This window comes from Streptomyces sp. NBC_01788 (assembly GCF_035917575.1).
In the GTDB taxonomy this organism is placed as follows: domain Bacteria; phylum Actinomycetota; class Actinomycetes; order Streptomycetales; family Streptomycetaceae; genus Streptomyces.
Map to the genome: position 1 here is coordinate 5,155,830 of NZ_CP109090.1, position 20,676 is coordinate 5,176,505.

At 72.7% G+C, this 20,676-nt stretch carries 12 protein-coding genes; 7 read left to right on the top strand and 5 right to left on the bottom strand.

Translation table 11 applies throughout. The annotated features are described in order from the left end of the window. Positions 1-10: 10 nt before the first annotated feature. Entirely contained in the window at positions 11-235 is a 225-nt protein-coding gene (locus OIE49_RS23485; protein WP_100568187.1) for a DUF397 domain-containing protein, read from the bottom strand. A gap of 208 nt (positions 236-443) precedes the next feature. Here OIE49_RS23485 and OIE49_RS23490 point away from each other — a divergent pair, with 208 nt between their 5' ends. Continuing rightward, entirely contained in the window at positions 444-983 is a 540-nt protein-coding gene (locus OIE49_RS23490; protein WP_326804007.1) for a hypothetical protein, read from the top strand. A gap of 36 nt (positions 984-1,019) precedes the next feature. Here OIE49_RS23490 and OIE49_RS23495 read toward each other — a convergent pair whose 3' ends face one another. From OIE49_RS23495 to OIE49_RS23505, 3 genes are all read right to left on the bottom strand, one after another. Continuing rightward, positions 1,020-2,564: an alpha/beta hydrolase gene (locus tag OIE49_RS23495; RefSeq protein WP_326804008.1), complete on the bottom strand. Its 1,545-nt coding sequence runs from the start codon at positions 2,562-2,564 to the stop codon at positions 1,020-1,022. 147 nt (positions 2,565-2,711) lie between these two features. Then, positions 2,712-4,253 carry an alpha/beta hydrolase gene (locus OIE49_RS23500; RefSeq protein WP_326804009.1) on the bottom strand — a complete coding sequence of 514 codons (1,542 nt, stop codon included), beginning with the start codon at positions 4,251-4,253 and terminating at the stop codon, positions 2,712-2,714. 72 nt (positions 4,254-4,325) lie between these two features. After that, entirely contained in the window at positions 4,326-7,145 is a 2,820-nt protein-coding gene (locus OIE49_RS23505; RefSeq protein ID WP_326804010.1) for a lysylphosphatidylglycerol synthase transmembrane domain-containing protein, read from the bottom strand. Between the two features lie 188 nt (positions 7,146-7,333). Here OIE49_RS23505 and OIE49_RS23510 point away from each other — a divergent pair, with 188 nt between their 5' ends. The 5 genes from OIE49_RS23510 to nudC all read left to right on the top strand — a co-directional run bounded on the left by OIE49_RS23510 (position 7,334) and on the right by nudC (position 17,893). Then, positions 7,334-7,741: an MGMT family protein gene (locus OIE49_RS23510; RefSeq protein WP_326804011.1), complete on the top strand. Its 408-nt coding sequence runs from the start codon at positions 7,334-7,336 to the stop codon at positions 7,739-7,741. Between the two features lie 312 nt (positions 7,742-8,053). Beyond that, positions 8,054-11,620 (top strand): ATP-dependent helicase, encoded by a 3,567-nt coding sequence (locus tag OIE49_RS23515; protein WP_326804012.1) that lies wholly within the window; start codon positions 8,054-8,056, stop codon positions 11,618-11,620. A 100-nt stretch (positions 11,621-11,720) separates the two neighbouring features. After that, on the top strand, positions 11,721-15,395 hold the full coding sequence (locus OIE49_RS23520) for an ATP-dependent DNA helicase (RefSeq protein WP_326804013.1): 3,675 nt from the start codon (positions 11,721-11,723) through the stop codon (positions 15,393-15,395). A gap of 10 nt (positions 15,396-15,405) precedes the next feature. After that, on the top strand, positions 15,406-16,809 hold the full coding sequence (locus OIE49_RS23525) for a dipeptidase (RefSeq protein ID WP_326804014.1): 1,404 nt from the start codon (positions 15,406-15,408) through the stop codon (positions 16,807-16,809). Positions 16,810-16,948: 139 nt separating this feature from the next. Beyond that, entirely contained in the window at positions 16,949-17,893 is a 945-nt protein-coding gene (gene nudC, locus OIE49_RS23530; protein ID WP_326804015.1) for an NAD(+) diphosphatase, read from the top strand. 82 nt (positions 17,894-17,975) lie between these two features. Here the strand turns inward: nudC and OIE49_RS23535 are convergent, their stop codons facing one another. Further along, positions 17,976-18,218, bottom strand: a complete 243-nt coding sequence (locus OIE49_RS23535; RefSeq protein ID WP_326804016.1) for a mycoredoxin — start codon at positions 18,216-18,218, stop codon at positions 17,976-17,978. 228 nt (positions 18,219-18,446) lie between these two features. Between OIE49_RS23535 and OIE49_RS23540 the strand changes: the two genes are divergently transcribed. After that, positions 18,447-20,654, top strand: a complete 2,208-nt coding sequence (locus tag OIE49_RS23540) for an ATP-dependent DNA helicase UvrD2 (protein ID WP_326804017.1) — start codon at positions 18,447-18,449, stop codon at positions 20,652-20,654. Positions 20,655-20,676: the final 22 nt, after the last annotated feature.

Consider the following 20,676-nt stretch of genomic DNA (forward strand, 5'->3'; position numbering starts at 1 on the left):
ATCGCTGCAGTTAACCGAACTCGCCCTCGCGCACACCGTCTCGGAAGGCTGCCCATTCTTCTGCGGTGAACCGTAGAGGCGGCAGGTCTCGATGGTTCGAGTCACGGACGGCAACAGCTCCGCCACCAAGGTCCGCTACCTCCACGCAGGTGGACGTGTAGGGGCTCTTGCTGCTCTTGACCCAGCGTGTTCGGCTCAGATCGAGTGCGTACAGTTCAGCCTTTTCCGCTTGCATGAGGAGCTCCGTTTCGGTGCTCGATTATGTGTTCTCCATTCACCCTCACCTTTCTGCTTCAACGTCGCAACTGGCGAGGTGGACACCGGTTTTCGCGGCCTCCTCACTGCGGCTCGGGACGCGGATGGACAGCGCGCCCCTTGGTCCGCCATGCTGCCCTGGCGATGAGGGGCCGGCGTTGGCTGCCTCGGGTGAGGGGCGGGGACTGATGGTGCAATCGCAGGTCGCGGCGGTACGGCCGGAGCGCGTCCGCTACCGGTTGACCCGCCCCCAACGTCTGCTGCCCCTGCTGCCCAGCAGCATCGGCATAGCCGTCCAGGTCTCCGTGTGGTTGGACGTGGGTGCTCATGTGGTTGTTCCAGGACTGCTCGCGTGGGGTGCCCTGCTGCTGCTGGTGCTGATCACCTCGCGGTTCTTCGGGGTCACTCTGACGTCATCGGCGGCCATCGTGCACAATCTCCGCCGCCGGACCATCCCGTGGTCGAACGTCCAGGCCATCCAGATCGAGTCCTTCCTCGGAAGCCGAACCGTCGTGATCTACGAGGCGGGCGGCCGCGGTACCCGCCTGCGGGCGCCGATAACCGGGTTCCTCTACTGGGATCGCGGCTTCGAGGAGAAGTTCCACGCCATCGGCAGGTGGTGGCTGGAGCACCGCGGCCCGAACTGGGCTCCTGTCCCGCCACCGTGGACGCCGTGGGGTGGCCCTCCGGTGTCCCAGGGGAGCCCTTACGCCCCTCGCGCCCAGTGAGTGGCCGGCACTGCCCGGCCACCTTCACCACCGTGGTCATGAACAGACCTTGCCGTCCTTCGGCACGGTGCCGTACAGCAGATACGCGTTCACCGTCGAGTCCACGCAGTCGCTTCCGTTGCCGTACGCCCCGTGGCCCTCGCCCTTCCAGGTGAGTTCCACTCCGACGCCCTTGCCGAGTGCGTCCGCCATTCTCCGTGCGCCCTCGTAGGGTGTCGCCGGGTCGCCGGTGTTGCCGATCAGCAGGATCGGGGCCGCGCCCGGTGCGCTGACTTGAGGGGTGTCGTACTGGCCGGGCACCGGCCAGTCGTGGCACCAGCCGGCCGTGTCCCAGGCCATGAAGGCGCCGAACACCGGTGAGACCTTCTCGAATTCGGGCAGCACCTTCCGCACCTGCTCCGCAGTGGGCCGCTGCTTGGCGTCCAGGCACGATATGACCCGTTGGGCGTGCGTCGTCGTGCCGTAGTGACCCGCGTCGTCACGCTCGTTGTAGGCGTCGGCGAGGGACAGCAGTCCCGAGCCGTCGCCCCGGTCTGCCGCGGCGAGGGCGTTGGTCAGGGCCGGCCAGCCGCTCTTGCTGTAGAGCGGCAGCGCGATGCCGGTGACCGCCAGCATCTGCGTCAGCTTCCGTCCGGAGGACGTGGGCAGAGGCTTGGCGTCCAGTCGCCGCACCAGGTCCGCGATCTTCCGCGAGCCGCGCTCGGGGTCCTGCCCGGTCGACTTCAGGTAGGCGTCCAGCGCCCGTTGGAAGCCCCTGGTCTGGTTGAGTGCGTGACCCACGGAGTCCGCGGTCGGGTCCACCACCGCGTCCAGGACCAGCCGGCCGACGCGCTGCGGGAACAGGTGCGCGTACACGCCGCCGAGTTCGGTGCCGTAGGACATGCCGAAGTAGTGCATCGTGGCGTCGCCGAGGACGTGGCGGATCAGGTCCATGTCGCGGGCGGTGTCGGTCGTCGAGACGTGCGCGAACAGCTTCCCGGCCGCCTTCAGACAGCCCTGTCCGAAGTCGGCGGCGTCCTGGAAGTAGGCCCGCTCCTCGGCCGCGGTGTCCGGTGTCACGTCGATCGCCTCGGCGGCCTCGATCCGCCGGTCGCTGCGGCAGCGCACGCCGGAACTGCCCCCGACCCCGCGTGGATCCCAGCTCACCAGGTCGTAACGCTGCCGCAGGACGGTGACCTCGGAGGCGTACGACGGCAGCGCGGCCACACCCGAGCCGCCGGGGCCGCCGAAGTTGAACAGCAGGGACCCGGTGCGCTTCACGGTGGCCTCGGCGCGGACGAGGGCGAGGCCGATGGTCTCGCCGTCCGGCCGGGACCAGTCCAGCGGCGCCTTGAGCGTCGCGCACCGCCACTCGTCCCCCGGCGCGGGGGAGTCGGCCGTCGCCTTGCAGCGGCCCCAGTCGAGCCGCTGCGAGGTGAGCGAGGAAGGAAGTCGCACGGACGTCGTGCCGGACGGCGGGGCCGGCGCCGGAGCGGACCGGTCCTCTCCGCCGTCCGGACCGTGCCCGGCCGGCCCGCCGCCGCACCCCGCCAGCAGCAGCGCCGCGGCGACCGCGGCCGCCCATCGCGTCGGACGCGCCATGTGCCTTCCCCCCTCACCGGCTCTCCGCGAATCGGACGGCGGAGAGCGTTCAGGCCATGGTAGGCGGATCCCACCACACTCGTGGGAGCCTGTGGATAACCCACTGGCCTGCTCTTTTGTTGGTGAGGGGCTGTGTGGCCTGCGCGGCTAGGCACAGACCTTTCCGGTTGGTGGCACCTTTCCGTCGAGCAGATAGCCGTTCACCGCGCTCTGCACGCACGGGTCCTTGCTGTCGTACGCGCCGTGCCCCTGGCCGTGCCAGGTGAGTTCGACGCCGACACCCTTGCCCAGCGCGTCCACCATCCTCCTGGCGCCCCCGTACGGAGTCGCCGGATCGCCGGTGTTGCCCACCACGAGGATCGGCGCCGAACCGGGCGCGCTCACGTCGGCGTGCGCGGCCGCGCCCGGCACCGCCCACTGGGTGCAGCTGAGCATGCCCCAGGCGAGGAAGTCCCCGAACACCGGGGAGGCGGCCCGGAACTCGGGCAGCTTCTGTTCCACGAAGGACGGCGTGTACCGCTGCTTCTGGTCGGCGCAGTTGATGGCGGCGTTCGCGGCGGCGAGGTTGCTGTACTTGCCGTTGATGCTGCGGCCGTTCATCGCGTCGGACAGCAGCATCAGGATCTCGCCGTTGCCCGCGTAGGCCCGCTGCAGCCCTTCGATGAGCGGGGCCCACAACTCCTTGGAGTACAGGGCCTGGGCGATGCCGTTGGTCGCGGCGGTCCGGGTCAGCCGGCGCGGGAAGATGCCGGGGATCGGATTGGTGTCGAGCTTCTTGAGCAGTGCGGCGACACGGTTCTCGACGTCCTGGGCGTCGCTGCCGATCTGGCACTTGGTGCCCTTCGAGGCGCAGTCCTTCGCGAAGTTGTCGAGGGCGAGCTGGAAACCCCTGGCCTGGCCGAGCGAGGTCTGCTCGGGGGTCTGGGTGGGGTCGACGACCGCGTCGAAGACGGCGCGGCCCACGTGCTTGGGGAACAGATGGGCGTACACGCCGCCGAGTTCGGTGCCGTAGGAGATCCCGAAGTAGTGGAGCCTGGAGTCGCCGAGCGCCTGGCGGATCAGGTCCATGTCGCGGGCGGCGTCGGTGGTGCGCACATGCGGCAGGATCCTCCCGGAGTTCTTCTCGCAGGTGGCGTTGAACTGCTTGGTGTTGTTCACGAACGTGGCACGTTGGGCGGCGGTCTGCGGAACCGCGTCCTGCTGGAAGTACTGGTCGAGCTGCGCGTCGGTCTTGCATTTCACGCCGGTGCTGCGCCCCACCCCGCGCGGGTCGAAGCTCACCAGGTCGTAGCGGGTGCGCAGTTTGGTGTAGTCCTGGGCGAGCGCGGGCAGCGTGGTGACGCCGGAGCCGCCCGGGCCGCCGAAGTTGAAGAGCAGCGAGCCGATGCGCTTGCCGGGCCCGGTCGCCTTCGCCCGGATCAGCGCGATGTCGATCGTGCCGCCCTGCGGCTTGCTCCAGTCCAGCGGCGCCTTCACGGTGGCGCACTGCCACTTGCCGCCGCCGGGCGCCGCCGAGGGCGACGCCCCGTCGCCCTCCGCCGCGGACGGCGCCGGGCAGTTCTTCCAGTCCAGCGCCGGGTCCGTCGGCCCCCCGCCGACGGAGAGCCCGCCGCAGCCCGCCGTCAGGGCGCTCAACAGGACGGTGGTCGTGGTCAGGGCGGCGGCGCGCAGCCCGTGGCGCTTGTGCATGCCCCCATCCTCACGCCGTGGCCCGCCTCCCGCGCGGGACGCGGGCCGTTCGGAGTACGGCCGGGACGTGCCCTACAGGGCGCCCTTGCGGCTCAGGTGGTTGAAGGCCAGCCAGCCGGGCAGGACCGGCAGCCACAGCGTCAGCAGCCGGAACATCAGCACCGCGGGCGCGGCCACTTCCTTCGGCAGGCCCACCGCGATCAGACCGACCGTGAGGGTGGCCTCGACCGCGCCGACGCCGCCCGGGGTCGGCGCGGCCGAGCCGAGCGCGTTGCCTGCGAGGAAGACGACGGCGACGCTGGCGATGCTGAGCGAGGTCGACTGGTCGCCGAAGGCCCGGATCGAGGCGTCCAGGCACATCACGAAGCAGAACGTCAGCAGCAGCATGCCGCCGATGCCGGTGATGAGCTTCTGCGGCCGCTGGAGCACGTCCAGCATGCGCGGCACGACCCCCGCGAAGAGGGAACGCACGCGCGTGAGGACGAACTTCCTCAGGAACGGCACCGAGGTGACCACCAGCACGAGCACCGCGACCGTCAGCAGACCCGCGATGACCGTCCGGGACGGCGACAGGGACGGTGTTTTCTCGGTGCCGGTCAGATAGCCGAAGGACAGCAGCATCAGGATGTGGCAGCCGAGCCCGAAAAGCTGCGAAGCGCCGACACTGGCCACCGCGAGCCCGGGGCGCACGCCCGCGCGTTGCAGGAAGCGCGTGTTCAGGGCCACGCCGCCGACCGCGGCCGGTGCCACGATCTTCACGAACGAACCGGCGACCTGTGCCGCCACGGTCCGCACGAACGGGACACGCTCCGGCACGAAGCCCAGCAGCGCCATCGCCGCCGCGACATAGCTGAGCGCCGAGAAGAGCACCGCCGCGATCACCCAGCCCCACTGGGCGTGGGCGAAGACCGTGCCGAACTCGATGTGCGTGAGCTGGGTCAGCAGGTAGTAGGCGCCGATGGCACCCGCGATGAAACTGATCAGCGTCCGGGGTTTGATCCGCTCCAGCCGGGCCGGTTCGACCGGGGCCTGCGGCCTGATCCGCAGCACCTGGTGGCGGATCTGGGTGAGCAGATCCTCCTCGCGGGCCTCCTCCAGGGCCTCGCCGATGGCCCGCTTCTCCGCCCGCGCCTCGGCACGCTCGGCCTTCTTGTCCTTCTTGTCGGGCCTGTCGGGCTTTCCTGGCTTCTCGGGTTTCTCGGGTTTCTCGGGTTTCTCGGGCTTCTCCAAGATGGCCGGGCCGGTCTCGCCGGTGTCTTGGGCGGCCTGCTCCAGGCGGGCCTGCTTGGCCTGCCGGGACGTCTCCAGGACCGCCTCGCGCTCCCGCTGCGCCCGCTCCCGGGCCAGCCTGCGCAACGTCGCGCGCGTGGAACGCGTCAGAGCGATGGGCTGGAGCATCGGCAGACAGTCGGCGACCGCGTCGGGTCCCAGGACGCCGACCGCGGAGGCGACGGAGCGCTCGGCGCCCACCCGCAGGCCGAGCGTCGTCAGCAGCTGGGCGATGTCCATGCGCAGCAGCAGATCACCGGCCGCGACCTCGCCACCGCGCAGGTCGGTGAGGATCACTCTGCGGGAACGATCCACCAGGATCGCGTCTCCGGCCAGCCTGCGGTGCGCGATGCGCCGTGACTGCAACGCCCGCACCTGCTCCCAGGTGCGGTGCAGCAACTCGTCGGTGATCTCCTCGTCCGCCAGCGAGTCGAGCGTGCGGCCGCCGGTGTGCTCGTAGACGAGCATCACGGCGTCGGGGCCGAGTTCGGAGGTCGCGATCAGCTTGGGCGCGTTGGCTCCGGCCGCGATCGCCGCGTAGGCGAGCAGCGCCTCCTGCTCCAGGGCCTGGCGCAGCGACTGAAGGCTGCGGCGGGTGGCCAAACCGCGCAGCGTGAGGTTGCGCCACACGCGGTAGAAGAAGCCCTGTGCCTGCTGCTCGCGGTCGACGACCGTGACGTCCAGCGGCGGTCCGTCCTCCAGGGTGACGAAATAGCGCCGGCCACGGTCACCGCTGTCCGCGGTGTCCGAGACCTCCTCGCGGGCCGCGCTGACCGGGTGGAAACCGACGGTCCGCAGTCCTGCCACCAGGGTGCGTCCCGTGGGCCTGACGTTCGGCGAGCCGACCGCGTACAGGGTGCCGTAGGCGATGGTCCAGCCGATCAGCACCGTCAGGATGATCGAGAACGGCGTGGTGTAGCCCGTGACCAGCATCGAGAAGGCGTCGAGCAGCAGCACGATCCACAGCACCGCGCGCCAGCGCGGCCGGCGGGACATGCCGACCGCCGTCATGTACGCGATGACGGGGGCGAGGTAGCCGTGCACCGGATCGGTGAGCGCGTGGACGTTGCCGGGGGAGGGCTGGGTGAGCGCGTCCTGGATCGAGTGCGGGGCGCCCTTGGCGACCCACAGGTCGGTGGCGAGCGTCACTCCGTGGGCGAGGACGGCCGCGAGCACGCCGTCGGCGATCCGCAGCCCGTCCCGTTTGATCAGCCGTTCGATCGCGAAGGCGACCGGGACGAGCAGGATCGCGATGCTGGACACCAGCCCGGCGATCTTGATGAGCAGATCGGGGGCCTGACCGGTGCCCTTGTTGATGTCCTGTTCGAGGCCCGAGGTGGTGCCGTGCGCGAACCCGGCGATCGCCAGCAGGACGACGATGGCGAGCACACCCACCAGCAGCCGCATCAGGTCGGAGGGGCGGTGCACGCGCGCGGGGAGCAGGGGCTCGTCGCCCTCGATCTCGTCGGCGCGCGTCACGGCCTCCTCCTCCGCGGGCTTCCTGGCCGCCTTCGAAGCGTCCTGGTCCTGCGCCTTCGGAGCATGTGTGCCGTCGGTGCCGGGACGCGACGAAGCCCCAGAGGTGCCCTCCGCGTCATCGGGGTGCACGCCCTGCTGCTTCATGGTCTCTTCTTGGTCTCGAATCACCGGTTACCGCCCGCACGATGGTGGCATGTTCCACCGGCACACCGGGGCATCAGGGTGTGCATGTGCGGAGCCGCACAGTCTGCCCGAGGCGCCGCCCGGGAGCGAGGGCCGCGCCCCGGACGCGGCCCGGTCCGCTGTCGGTGGGGTGGGGCAGGATGGGACGGATGAGCGAAGTGAGCCCTCCGGACGACGGCCGCCCCGAGCACCCCGACGCATTGCCCGAGTACGCCGACGCGCTGCCCGAGTACGCCGAGCGGGTTCTGGAAGTCGCCGAGACGATCCCGCCCGGGTGCGTCATGACGTACGGCGACGTCGCCGAGTGGCTGGAGCGGGGAGGGCCCCGCCAGGTGGGCCGCGTGATGGCCCTGTACGGCGGCGCCGTCCCGTGGTGGCGGGTCGTACGCGCCGACGGGGTCCTGCTCCCGGGCCACGAGCTGCGCGCTCTCGCCCACTACCGCACGGAGGGCACGCCCCTCAAGGAGGCGAGCAGGGCGGCGGAGGGCCACCTGCCCCGCCTCGACATGAGACGGGCCCGGTGGGACGGCGGCGAACGTGCGCAGAGTCACACCTGACAGCTTCCGCCATTCGAGGGGGTCATGGGGAGTCCATGGCCCGTACGGGGGAATCGGGGCACGCCCGTGGCATGCCGTACGTTCGTGGGTCGAGGGACACGTGTGACGGCGGTAGCGAGGGAGAACCGGGAGAAGCGGGGGAAGAGGGCGAAGCGCTCCTTCCGCGCCCGGCAGCGGCGTAGCGTCGGCTCCGCGTGTCCACCTCACCCCAGCGGCCACCGCCTTCTCCCCCGGGCCGTCCGTCCCCGCGACGACGGCGCTGCGCGCCGGCCGTGACAGACCCCAGCACACCCACCAGGACCGGCGAACCACGTGAGCTCCTCTTCCTCCACCAGGCACCTGCCGCACCCCCGGGTGCGGCAGGGGGACCGTGGCGCCTACCGACTGGTGCGTACCCCGCCGACCAGACCGGATCCCCCTCACCTGGACGCAGCGCAGCGCTCCGTGGTTGACCACCGGACCGGTCCGCTGCTCGTTCTCGCAGGTCCGGGCACTGGCAAGACCACCACGCTGATCGAGTCCGTGGCCGCCCGGATCGCCAATGGCCAGGACCCCGAGCGGATCCTGGTGCTGACGTTCAGCCGCAGGGCCGCCGTCGACCTGCGCGACCGCATGGCGCTGCGCACCGGCGCCGCCCAGGTCCCGCAGGCGACCACCTTTCACTCGTTCTGCTACGCCCTGGTCCGTGCCCACCAGGACAGTGAACTGTTCGTCGAGCCGCTGCGGCTGCTGTCCGGGCCCGAGCAGGACGTGACCGTCCGCTCGCTGCTGGCCGGGCAGGTGGACCTTGAGCGGCTGGGCCTGGCGCACGTGCGCTGGCCGGACGACCTGCGCGCCTGCCTGACCACCCGCGGTTTCGCCGACGAGGTCCGCGCGGTCCTCGCCCGCAGCCGCGAACTGGGTCTCGGGCCCGACGCCCTGGCCGCCTTCGCCCGCAGCATCGGCCGCCCCGACTGGCAGGCCGCGGCCGCCTTCCTCGCCGAGTACCTCGACGTCCTCGACCTGCGGGGCGTCCTCGACTACGCCGAACTGGTCCACCGCGCGGTGCTCCTCGCCCGCCGCCCCGAGGTCGCCGAACGGCTCGCCGCTCGGTACGACGCGGTCTACGTCGACGAGTACCAGGACACCGACCCCGCCCAGGTACGGCTGCTGCGCGCGCTGGCCGGGGGCGGCCGCACCCTGCTCGCGTTCGGCGACCCCGACCAGTCGATCTACGCGTTCCGGGGCGCGGACGTGAACGGGATCCTCCAGTTCCCGCAGACGTTCCCGCGCACGGAGGGCACTCCGGCGCCGGTACAGGTCCTGCGCACCTCCCGGCGCTCGGGCGCCGCCCTGCTCGCCGCGACCCGGCTGCTGACCCGGCGGATGCCGCTCACCCGCCTGCCCGCCGACAAGGTCCGCGCCCACCGGGAGCTCACCCCGGTGCGCGACGGCGGCCGCGTCGAGGTCCAGACGTACCCGACGCCGGGCACGGAGGTGGACAACATCGCCGACATCCTGCGCCGGGCGCACCTGGAGGACGGTGTCCCGTGGAGCGAGATGGCCGTCCTGGTGCGCGCCGGCGGCCGCTCCATCCCGGGCCTCCGCCGCGCCCTGACGGCCGCCGGAGTGCCCCTGGACGTCGACGGCGACGACCTGCCCCTTCGCCACGAGCCGGCGGTGGCGCCCCTGGTGACGGCCCTACGGGCGGTGGCCACCGCGGAGACGGGGCGGCGCACGGAGGATGCGGTTGCCGGGGAGGCGACGGCGGTTGCCGAGGAGCTGACAGCAGTTGCCGAGGAGCGGCCGACCGACACCCGGGATCCGGTGGCCGACGCCGGGGAGCAGACGGCCGACGCCGGGAAGCGGGCAGCTGACGGCGAGGAACAGGTGGCCGACGGGGAGCCGGCGGCCGACGCCGAGCAGGGGGCGGCCTTTGCCGGGGCGCAGGCTGCCGTCATCGAGGAGCAGGCCGCCCTCGTGCAGCCCCGGGAGGAGGCCGAGGCGGACGCGGAGGCCGGCTCCTGCTGGCTCGGCACCGAGACCGCGCTCACTCTCCTCGCCTCGCCGTTGGCCGGCATGGACGCCGCCGATCTGCGTCGCCTGGGCCGCGCGCTGCGCGAGGAGGAACGCGCCGCCGGCAACCCGCTGCCCCCGCCCTCCGACCAGCTGCTCGCGAGGGCGCTCGCGGAACCCGAGCGCCTGGTCGCGCACGACCCCACGTACGCGCGTGGAGCCCAGCGTCTCGGCGCGCTGCTCAGAAAGGCACGGGAGCGCCTGGCGGGCGGCGGTACCGCCGAGGAGGCGCTGTGGGACCTGTGGGACGGCACACCGTGGCCCTCCCGCCTGGAGCGCGCGGCCCGGCGCGGCGGCGCAGCGGGCCGCAACGCGGACCGGGACCTCGACGCCGTGTGCGCATTGTTCGCGACCGCCGCCCGCGCCGAGGAGCGCACCGGCGGCCTGGGCGCCCTGAACTTCCTCGCCGAGATCGAGGCCGAGGACATCGCCGCCGACACGCTCACCCGGCGTGCCGTGCGCCCCGAGGCCGTGCGGCTGATGACGGCGCACCGGTCCAAGGGCCTGCAGTGGCGCCTGGTCGTCGTCGCGGGCGTCCAGGAAGGCCTGTGGCCGGACCTGCGGCGCCGCGGCTCCCTGCTGGAGGCCGACCGCATCGGCCGCGACGGACTCGCCGCCCCGCTCACCCCGGGCGCGCTGCTCGCGGAGGAGCGGCGGCTGTTCTACGTGGCCGCCACGCGCGCGCGTGATCGCCTCGTGGTGACCGCGGTGAAGGCCCCCGCCGACGACGGTGACCAGCCCTCCCGCTTCCTCACCGAGCTCGGCGTCGAACCCAGGGACGTCACCTCCCGCCCACGCCGCCCACTCTCGGTGGCGGCCCTGGTCGCCGAGCTGCGGTCCACGACCGTCGACCCGAGCGCCTCCGCCACCCTCCGGCAGGCCGCCGCGCACCGGCTGGCCCGGCTGGCCGCGCTCGCCGACGACGACGGCCGTCCGCTGGTGCCGGCGGCTCACCCCTACCGCTGGTGGGGCATGGCCGACCCGACCGAGAGCAAGGTGCCGCTGCGCGACCGCGACCAGCCCGTGGCGCTGTCCGGCAGCGCCCTCGACCAGCTCGCCAACACATGCGCACTGCAGTGGTTCCTCAGCCGCGAGGTCAAGGCCGACGCACCCGCGACCGCCGCGCAGGGCTTCGGCAACGTGGTGCACGTCCTCGCCGACGAGGTCGCCTCCGGACGCAGCCCCGCCGACCTCGCGGTCCTCATGGAGCGCCTGGATACGGTGTGGAACGCGCTCGCCTTCGACGCGCCGTGGAAGTCGGCCCAGGAGAAGGAACACGCGCGTGTGGCGCTGGAACGCTTCCTGAACTGGCACGTCCTGGAGCGCGCCGGCCGCACCCCGGTGGCCGGCGAGCACGACTTCGACGTGACCCTGGAAGCGGGCGGCTACCAGGTGCGGATCCGAGGCTCCATGGACCGGGTGGAGGCGGACGTCGAAGGACGTGCCTACGTCGTCGACTTCAAGACCGGCAAGCAGGCGCCCACCGGGGCCGAGGTGGCCCGCCATCCGCAGCTCGCCGTCTACCAGCTCGCCGTCCGTGAGGGCGCGGTGGACGAGGTCTTCGACGGGGAACGCCCCGAGCCGGGCGGCGCCGAGCTGGTCCAGTTGCGCCAGGGCGCGGCCAAGCGGGACGGCGGCGACGACCTGCCCAAGGTGCAGACCCAGGAGCCGCTGGAGGGGGAGTGGGCCGGCGAGCTGCTGGCCACCGCCGCCGGGAAGGTTCTCGACGAGCGGTTCACGCCGACGGCCGGGCAGCACTGCGCGCACTGCGCCTTCCGGGCGTCCTGCAGCGCGCGGCCGGAGGGACGCCACATTGTCGAGTGACCCGCGTGACGAACGGCACCACCTGCGCTGACCTGCGCGTCTTTCGACCCCGGCGGCCATCTGGAACGGATTGTCAGTGCCCGCCGCTAGCCTCTGTGAGGTGTCCGCCCGTATCACCGATCCCGAGCAGCTCAAGGAGCTCCTCGGGATTCCGTTCACCCCGGAGCAGACGGCCTGCATCGTCGCGCCGCCCGCCCCGCAGGTGATCGTGGCCGGCGCCGGCTCCGGCAAGACGACCGTGATGGCGGCCCGCGTGGTGTGGCTGGTCGGCACCGGACAGGTCGCCCCCGAGCAGGTCCTCGGGCTGACCTTCACCAACAAGGCCGCCGGCGAACTCGCCGAACGCGTCCGCAAGGCCCTGATCAGAGCCGGTGTCACCGACCCCGAGGCCATCGACCCCGACAATCCGCCGGGCGAGCCGATGATCTCCACCTACCATGCCTTCGCCGGCCGTCTCCTGAAGGACCACGGACTGCGCATCGGGCTGGAACCCACCGCCCGCCTGCTCGCCGACGCCACCCGCTACCAGCTCGCCGCACGCGTGCTGCGCGAGGCCCCCGGCCCCTATCCGGCGCTGGCCCGCTCCTTCCCGGACCTGGTGAGCGACCTCCTGGCCCTTGACGCCGAGTTGTCCGAACACCTCGTACGCCCGGAGGACCTGCGCGCCTGGGACACCGGCCTGTTGCACACCCTGGAAGGCGTCAAGCTCAGCAACGCCGACCTGCGCAAGGTCCCGGAGACGGCCGCCGCCCGCCGGGAACTGGCCGAACTGGTACTCCGCTACCGGGCCGCCAAACGCGAGCGCGACCTCCTCGACTTCGGCGACCAGATCGCCCTGGCCGCACGGCTCGCCCGCCTGCCGGAGGCCGGCCGCGTGCTGCGCGAGGAGTTCCGGGTGGTCCTGCTCGACGAGTACCAGGACACCTCCGTCGCCCAGCGCATCCTGCTGGCCGGCCTCTTCGGCGACGGCACCGGCCACCCCGTCACCGCCGTCGGCGACCCCTGCCAGGCGATCTACGGCTGGCGCGGCGCCTCCGTCGCCAACCTCGACGACTTCCCCGAGCACTTCGCGCACGCCGACGGCAGTCCGGCCACCCGCCAGGCCCTGAGCGAGAACCGCCGCAGCGGCGGCCGCCTCCTCGACCTCGCCAACGGCCTCGCCGAACCCCTGCGCGCCATGCACGCGGGCGTGGAGGCCCTGCGCCCGGCCCCCGGCGCCGAGCGTGACGGCCTGGTGCGCTGTGCGCTGCTGCCCACCCACGCCGAGGAGATCGAGTGGGTCGCCGACTCGATCGCCCACCTCGTGAAGACCGGGACGGCACCCGGCGAGGTCGCCGTCCTGTGCCGTACGGCGACCGACTTCGCCGAGATCCAGGGCGCCCTGGTCGCCCGTGACGTCCCGGTCGAGGTGGTCGGCCTGTCCGGGCTGCTGCACCTGCCCGAGGTCGCCGACCTGGTCGCCGTCTGCGAGGTCCTCCAGGACCCCGGTGCCAACGCCGCGCTGGTACGGCTGCTGACCGGCCCGCGCTGGCGCATCGGCCCGCGCGACCTCGCGCTCCTGGGCCGCCGCGCGAGACTGCTCGTCGCCCACGCGCGCGTGGAGACCGGCGACGACCCCGACAGCCGGCTCGCCGAAGCCGTCGAGGGCGTCGACCCGGCCGAGGTGATCTCGCTCGCGGACGCCCTCGACACCTTCCTCGAAACACCCCTGGACGGTGCCGGGGACGACGACCGGCTGCCGTTCTCCCCGGACGCGCGCGTGCGGTTCGCCCGGCTCGCCGCCGAACTGCGCGACCTGCGGCGTTCCCTGTCCGACCCGCTGTTGGACGTCCTGCACCGCGTCCTGGCCGTCACCGGCCTCGAGGTGGAACTGTCGGCCTCCCCGCACGCCCTGGCCGCCCGCCGCCGCGAGACCCTGGCGAACTTCCTGGACATCGCCGCCTCCTTCGCCGCGAACGAGAGCGAGGCGAGCCTGCTGGCCTTCCTCGGGTTTCTGCGCACCGCCGCCCAGTACGAGAAGGGCCTCGACAACGCGCTGCCCGGCGGCGAGAACACCGTCAAGGTGCTCACCGCGCACAGGTCCAAGGGCCTGGAGTGGGACGTCGTGGCCGTCCCCGGCCTGGTCACCGGCACCTTCCCCAGCGGGCAGGGCCGGGAGAAATGGACCAGCCAGGGCAAGGTGCTGCCGCACGCCCTGCGCGGCGACGCCGACACCCTCCCCGACATCGACGGCTGGGACGCGCGCGCCATGAAGGCCTTCCACGAGGCCATGAAGGAGCACCAGCACACCGAGGAGCTCCGCCTCGGCTACGTCACCTTCACCCGCCCCCGCTCCCTGCTCCTCGGCTCCGGCCACTGGTGGGGCCCGAGCCAGAAGCGGCCCCGCGGCCCGTCCGCGTTCCTTCAGGCCCTGTACGACCACTGCGCCGCCGGCCACGGCGAGATCGAGGCCTGGGCGGACGAGCCCGGCGAGGACGAGGAGAACCCGGCCCTGCACCGGGCGACCGCCGACCAGGTGTGGCCCCTGCCGCTGGACGAGGCCGCCCTGGCCCGCCGCCGTGAGGCCGCGGCGATCGTCCTCGCCCACTTGGAGGACCTCGCCTCCGGCGCGAACGGCCACCCGGAGGCCACGCACGACCCCGCGTCCCACGACGCTCCCGACTGGCCCGTGCCACCGCGGGACGGCGTGCCCGCGAAGGACGAAGCGCTTCCGTACGACGACGCGTCCCCGTACGAGGACGAACCGCCCTTCGGCGAGGACGAGGCCGACGACCCGTTCGGCGGGGGCGACCCTTTCGGAGAGGGCCACCCCTTCGAACAGGGCGACCCCTTCAAGGACGACGCCCCCTTCGCAGAGGACGACACCTTCGACGGGCACCCCGACGACTGGGACTCCTGGAGCGGCGACCGCCCGACCGTCCCGCACCAGGCGCCCCCGCCCGACGACCACGCCGCGCCCGCACCCCCGCCACCGCGCGAGCATCCAGCGCACCTCGAATCGGACCGTGCACCCGGATCCCGGGGACGCGCCCTCCCCCCGGAGGAGGCCCGCACGATCGCCTCCTGGGACCGCGACCTCGAAGCGCTGGCCGGAGAACTCCGGCGTGCCCGGCAGACCGTCACCGACGTCCCCCTGCCGACGACCCTGACCGCGTCGCAGCTGCTGCACCTGGCCGCCGACCCCGACGGGTTCGCGCGGGAGCTCGCGCGCCCCATGCCGCGCCCCCCGCAACCGGCCGCTCGCCGCGGCACCCGCTTCCACGCCTGGGTGGAAACCCGCTTCGAAGAGCTGACGCTGCCCATGCTGGAGCCCGGGGAACTGCCCGGCGACGACGCCGAGATCGCCGACGAACGCGACCTCGAAGCCCTGAAGGAGGCCTTCGAACGCACCCCGTACGCCCACCGCACGCCCCACCGCGTCGAAGCGCCGTTCCAGCTCGCCCTGGCCGGCCGTGTCGTCCGGGGCCGTATCGACGCCGTCTACAAGGAGAGCGACGGCGAGCGGACGACGTACGAGATCGTGGACTGGAAGACGCACCGCTCCCGTACCGCGGACCCGCTCCAGCTCGCCGTCTACCGGCTGGCCTGGGCCGAACAGCGCGGCGTCCCCCTGGACCGTGTCACCGCCGCTTTCGTCTACGTGCGCACCGGCGAGGTGGTACGGCACGACGACCTCCCGGGTCGCGCCGAGCTGGAACGGCTGCTGACGGAGGAACCCCAGGCCGGGCCGCAGTGTGACGAACCGCCCGAACGGGAAGCCACCGCGGGCCGATAGGCTCGGTTCCATGAGCCAGACCCCGGACAGCGCCGTCCGTACGTACATCGAGCAGCACCGCACCGCCTTCCTCGACGACCTCGCCGAATGGCTGCGCATCCCGTCCGTGTCGGCCCAGCCCGACCACGCGCCCGATGTACGGCGCAGCGCCGACTGGCTCGCCGGCAAGCTCCAGGAGACCGGCTTCACCACCACCGAGGTCTGGCCGACCGCGGGCGCCCCCGCCGTCTTCGCCGAGTGGCGCTCCGACGACCCCGAGGCCCCCACGGTCCTCGTCTACGGCCACCACGACGTCCAGCCCGCCGCCCGTGAGGACGGCTGGGACAGCGAGCCCTTCGAGCCCGTCGTCCGCGAGGGCCGCCTCTACGCGCGCGGGGCGGCCGACGACAAGGGTCAGGTGTTCTTCCACACACTCGGCGTCCGCGCCCACCTCGCCGCCACCGGCCGCACCGCCCCGGCCGTCCATCTGAAGCTGCTGATCGAGGGCGAGGAGGAGTCCGGCTCCCCGCACTTCCGGGCTCTCGTCGAACAGCACGCGGAGCGCCTGGCCGCCGACGCGGTGATCGTCTCCGACACCGGCATGTGGTCCGCCGACACCCCCACGGTGTGCACCGGGATGCGGGGCCTCGCCGAGTGCGAGATCCGGCTGTACGGACCCGACCAGGACATCCACTCCGGCTCCTTCGGCGGCGCGGTGCCCAACCCGGCGACCGCCGCCGCCCGCCTCGTCGCCGCCCTGCACGACGAGCACGCGCGCGTGGCCGTCCCCGGCTTCTACGACGGCATCGTGGAACTCACCGACCGGGAGCGCCGGCTCTTCGCCGAGCTGCCCTTCGCCGAGGAGCAGTGGCTGCGCACCGCGAAGTCGTACGCCACCCAGGGCGAGGCCGGGTACTCCACCCTGGAGCGCATCTGGGCCCGCCCCACCGCCGAGGTCAACGGCATCGGCGGCGGCTACCAGGGCCCCGGCAGCAAGACGATCATCCCCTCCACGGCGATGGTCAAGCTGTCGTTCCGCCTGGTCGCGGGCCAGGACCCCGAACACATCGAGAAGGCCGTCCGCACCTGGGCCGCCGAACAGGTGCCCGCGGGGATACGGCACGAGATCGTGTTCGGTTCGGCCACGCGCCCGTGCCTGACCCCGCTGGACCACCCGGCCCTGCAGTCCGTGGTCCGCGCCATGGGCCGTGCCTTCGACGGCCCCGTCCGCTTCACGCGCGAGGGCGGCTCGGGCCCGGCCGCCGATCTCCAGGAGGTTCTCGGCGCGCCCGTCCTCTTCCTGGGCATCTCCGTCCCCTCCGACGGCTGGCACGCGCCGAACGAGAAGGTCGAGCTCGACCTCCTGCTCAAGGGCGTCGAGACCAGCGCGTACCTGTGGGGCGACCTCGCGGAGCACTGGCACGATGCGCCCTGAGGGGTGCCCACCGGCCCGGGCGCACACTGGTAAGGCCGTCGCGCGCTCCCAGGCCCCGCCGGCCGCGGACGCCTCCGGCCGCACGTCCCGCTGAACCGCCGCCGAAACAACCGTTGCACCGGGGGAGTTGGAAGCACCCGTGACCACCTGGACCGACCACACCGCAGACCGACCCATCTCGCTCACCGCGCCCAGCGGCATCGACCGGGCCGCCCACCACCGGCTCGACGAGGCCTGGCTCGCCGCGGCGTGGAGCCACCCCTCGACGCGCTGCTTCGTGGTCTCCGGCGGTCAGGCCCTGATCGACGAGACCCCCGACGGCCGGACCGAGCTGGTCACGACACCCTCCTTCGAGGCCCCCCTCACCGAGGCGCACCGCTACTTCCTCGGCACGAACGCCGAGGGCGTCAGCTACTTCGCCCTGCAGAAGGACTCCCTGCCCGGCCGCATGGACCAGTCCGCCCGCCCGGCCGGCCTGCGCGAGGCCGGCCTGCTCCTGTCGCCCCGGGACTCCGGCCTGCTGGCGCACGCGGTGGCCCTGGAGAACTGGCAGCGGCTGCACCGCTTCTGCTCCCGCTGCGGCGAGCGCACCGTGATCGCCGCGGCCGGACACATCCGCCGCTGCCCGGCCTGCGGCGCCGAGCACTACCCGCGCACCGACCCCGCCGTGATCATGGCGGTCACCGACGACGAGGACCGCATCCTGCTCGGCCGCCAGGTGCACTGGCCCGAGGGCCGCTTCTCCACGCTCGCCGGATTCGTCGAGCCGGGGGAGTCCATCGAGCAGGCGGTGCGCCGCGAGGTCCATGAGGAGGTGGGCGTCGCCGTCGGCGAGGTCGAGTACGTCGCCAGTCAGCCCTGGCCGTTCCCCTCCAGCCTCATGCTGGGCTTCATGGCGCACGCCACCTCGACCGGGATCGACGTGGACGGCGACGAGATCCACGAGGCCCGCTGGTTCTCCCGCGAGGAGCTGCGCGCGGCCTTCGAGTCCGGCGAGGTCCTGCCGCCCTACGGCATCTCCATCGCGGCCCGGCTCATCGAACTCTGGTACGGCAAGCCGCTGCCGACGAGGAGCGCCGTCTGAGGGGCCCGGCAACGCGAGGGCGGCCTCCCCGGAATTCCAGGGGAGGCCGCCCTCGCGTCGTCCGTCGTGCGACGCGTCGCGATCAGGCGCCGACCTTCTCCTTGACCTGGGCCAGCGACGGGTTCGTGAGGGTCGAGCCGTCCGGGAAGAGCACGGTGGGAACCGTCTGGTTTCCGCCATTGGCCTTCTCGACGAAGGCCGCGGAGTCCGGGTCGTGCTCGATGTTGATCTCGGTGTACGTGATGCCCTCACGGTCCATCTGGCTCTTCAGCCGACGGCAGTAGCCGCACCACGTGGTGCTGTACATCGTCACAGTGCCCGGCATGTCTCTCGCGCTCCTTCGGCGGCTCGGGGACGTATTCGTCGCTGGGAAGGAACGTACGCCATCGCTCCGGCATTCCCACCGGGGGTATCCGTACGGACGTGACGCGCGACATCGTGACGCGCGACACGAGGGCGTCCCGCACGAGGGCGCACGGCATTAGTACGACCGCCGGGGCTGCCTGTGGACAACCGGCTCATGCGTCCCGGAGCGACCTGGCAGCATGGCTGTGTGACAGCAGCAACGCACTCCCCGCTCTTCCCTCGGGTCCCGGACTCCGCCGACGCGGTGCTCGACGGGCTCGACCCCGAGCAGCGCGAGGTGGCCACCTCTCTGCACGGGCCGGTGTGCGTCCTGGCGGGCGCCGGCACGGGCAAGACCCGGGCGATCACCCACCGCATCGCCTACGGGGTGCGCGCAGGCGTCCTCCACCCCTCCACCGTGCTGGCCGTCACGTTCACCAACCGTGCCGCGGGGGAGATGCGGGGCCGGCTGCGCCAGCTCGGCGCGCACGGCGTGCAGGCCCGCACCTTCCACTCCGCCGCCCTGCGGCAGCTGCAGTACTTCTGGCCGAAAGCGATCGGTGGCGCCATGCCCCGGCTGGTCGACCGCAAGATCCAGCTCGTCGCCGACGCGGCCGCCGCCTGCCGCATCCGTCTCGACCGCAACGAGCTGCGGGACGTCACCGCCGAGATCGAGTGGTGCAAGGTCACCCAGACCGTCCCGGCCGACTATGCCGGCGCGGCCGCGAAGGAGGGCCGCACCGCCCCCCGCGACCCGGCCGAGATCGCCCAGCTGTACTCGGTGTACGAGGACCTCAAGCGGGACCGCTCGGTCATCGACTTCGAGGACGTCCTGCTGCTGACCGTCGCCGTCCTGCAGGACCGGGCCGACGTCGCCGAGCAGGTCCGCGCCCAGTACCAGCACTTCGTGGTGGACGAGTACCAGGACGTCTCCCCGCTCCAGCAGCGCCTGCTGGAGCTGTGGCTTGGCGACCGCGACAGCCTGTGCGTCGTCGGCGACGCCAGCCAGACGATCTACTCCTTCACCGGGGCGACCCCCGACCACCTGCTCGACTTCCGCACCCGTCACCCCGGAGCCACCGTCGTCAAGCTGGTCCGCGACTACCGGTCCACCCCTCAGGTCGTCCACCTCGCCAACGGACTGCTCGCCCAGGCCCGGGGCCGGGCCGCCGACCACCGGCTGGAACTGGTCTCCCAGCGCGCCCCCGGCCCCGAGCCCGCCTACACCGAGTACGCCGACGAGCCCGCCGAGGCCGAGGGGGCGGCCCACCGCATCCACGACCTCATCGCCTCCGGTGTCCCGGCGAGCGAGATCGCCGTCCTGTTCCGGACGAACGTCCAGTCCGAGACCTACGAGCAGGCCCTCGCCGACGTCGGCGTGCCCTATCAGCTGCGTGGCGCCGAGCGCTTCTTCGACCGTCCCGAGGTGCGCAAGGCGAGTGTCGCGCTGCGCGCCGCCGCCCGCTTCGGCGGCAACGACTCCCTCCTCGACGACGTCGTCGACCTGCCCTCACAGGTGCGTGCCGTGCTGTCGGGGGAGGGCTGGACCGCGCAGCCGCCGGCCGGCTCCGGCGCGGTCAGAGAACGCTGGGAGTCGCTGGCCGCCCTGGTGAGCCTCGCGCAGGACTTCGCCGCCGCCCGGCAGGGCGCGACACTCGCCGACCTCGTGGCGGAACTCGACGAGCGGGCGAACGCCCAGCACGCACCCACGGTCCAGGGCGTCACCCTCGCCTCCCTGCACTCGGCCAAGGGCCTGGAGTGGGACGTCGTCTTCCTGGTCGGCGTCGCCGAGGGCATGATCCCGATCACCTACGCCCGGACGGACGAACAGGTCGAGGAGGAACGACGCCTCCTCTACGTGGGTGTCACCCGCGCCCGTGAGCGGCTGCACGTCTCCTGGTCGCTGTCCCGCTCGCCAGGCGGCCGCCCGGGCCGCCGTCCCAGCCGCTTCCTCGACGGGCTGCGCCCCGGCTCGGCCGGCACCGCGGGCCGCGCCGCGCCCGGCGGTTCCGGGGGCATCGAGCGCGGCTTCACCACAGCCGCGGGGACGCCGGGGGCGCCCGCCCCGCGGCGCGCACAGCGCACCCCCGCCCGCTGCCGGGTCTGCGGCCGCACGCTCACCGACGCCGGCGAGATGAAGCTGATGCGCTGCGAGGGCTGCCCCTCCGACATGGACGAGGGCCTGTACGAGCGGCTGCGCGAGTGGCGGGCGGTCCAGGCGGGGCGCAGCGGGCAGCCCGCGTTCTGCGTTTTCACCGACAAGACGCTCATGGCGATCGCCGAAACCGTCCCGGACGACGAGCGCGAACTGGCGCGCATCCCTGGAGTGGGGATGCGCAAGCTCCGCCGGTACGGATCGGACGTTCTCGACCTCTGCGCAGGCCGGGAGCCCGCGGGAGAGGCGATCGAGGACTGATCGGGGGCTGGCCGAAGACCCG

Bases quoted from the DNA above. Each gene is read 5' to 3' on its own strand.
- OIE49_RS23485 (WP_100568187.1), bottom strand. From the start codon at position 235: ATGCAAGCGGAAAAGGCTGAACTGTACGCACTCGATCTGAGCCGAACA.
- OIE49_RS23490 (WP_326804007.1), top strand. From the start codon at position 444: ATGGTGCAATCGCAGGTCGCGGCGGTACGGCCGGAGCGCGTCCGCTAC.
- OIE49_RS23495 (WP_326804008.1), bottom strand. From the start codon at position 2,564: ATGGCGCGTCCGACGCGATGGGCGGCCGCGGTCGCCGCGGCGCTGCTG.
- OIE49_RS23500 (WP_326804009.1), bottom strand. From the start codon at position 4,253: ATGCACAAGCGCCACGGGCTGCGCGCCGCCGCCCTGACCACGACCACC.
- OIE49_RS23505 (WP_326804010.1), bottom strand. From the start codon at position 7,145: ATGAAGCAGCAGGGCGTGCACCCCGATGACGCGGAGGGCACCTCTGGG.
- OIE49_RS23510 (WP_326804011.1), top strand. From the start codon at position 7,334: ATGAGCGAAGTGAGCCCTCCGGACGACGGCCGCCCCGAGCACCCCGAC.
- OIE49_RS23525 (WP_326804014.1), top strand. From the start codon at position 15,406: ATGAGCCAGACCCCGGACAGCGCCGTCCGTACGTACATCGAGCAGCAC.
- OIE49_RS23535 (WP_326804016.1), bottom strand. From the start codon at position 18,218: ATGCCGGGCACTGTGACGATGTACAGCACCACGTGGTGCGGCTACTGC.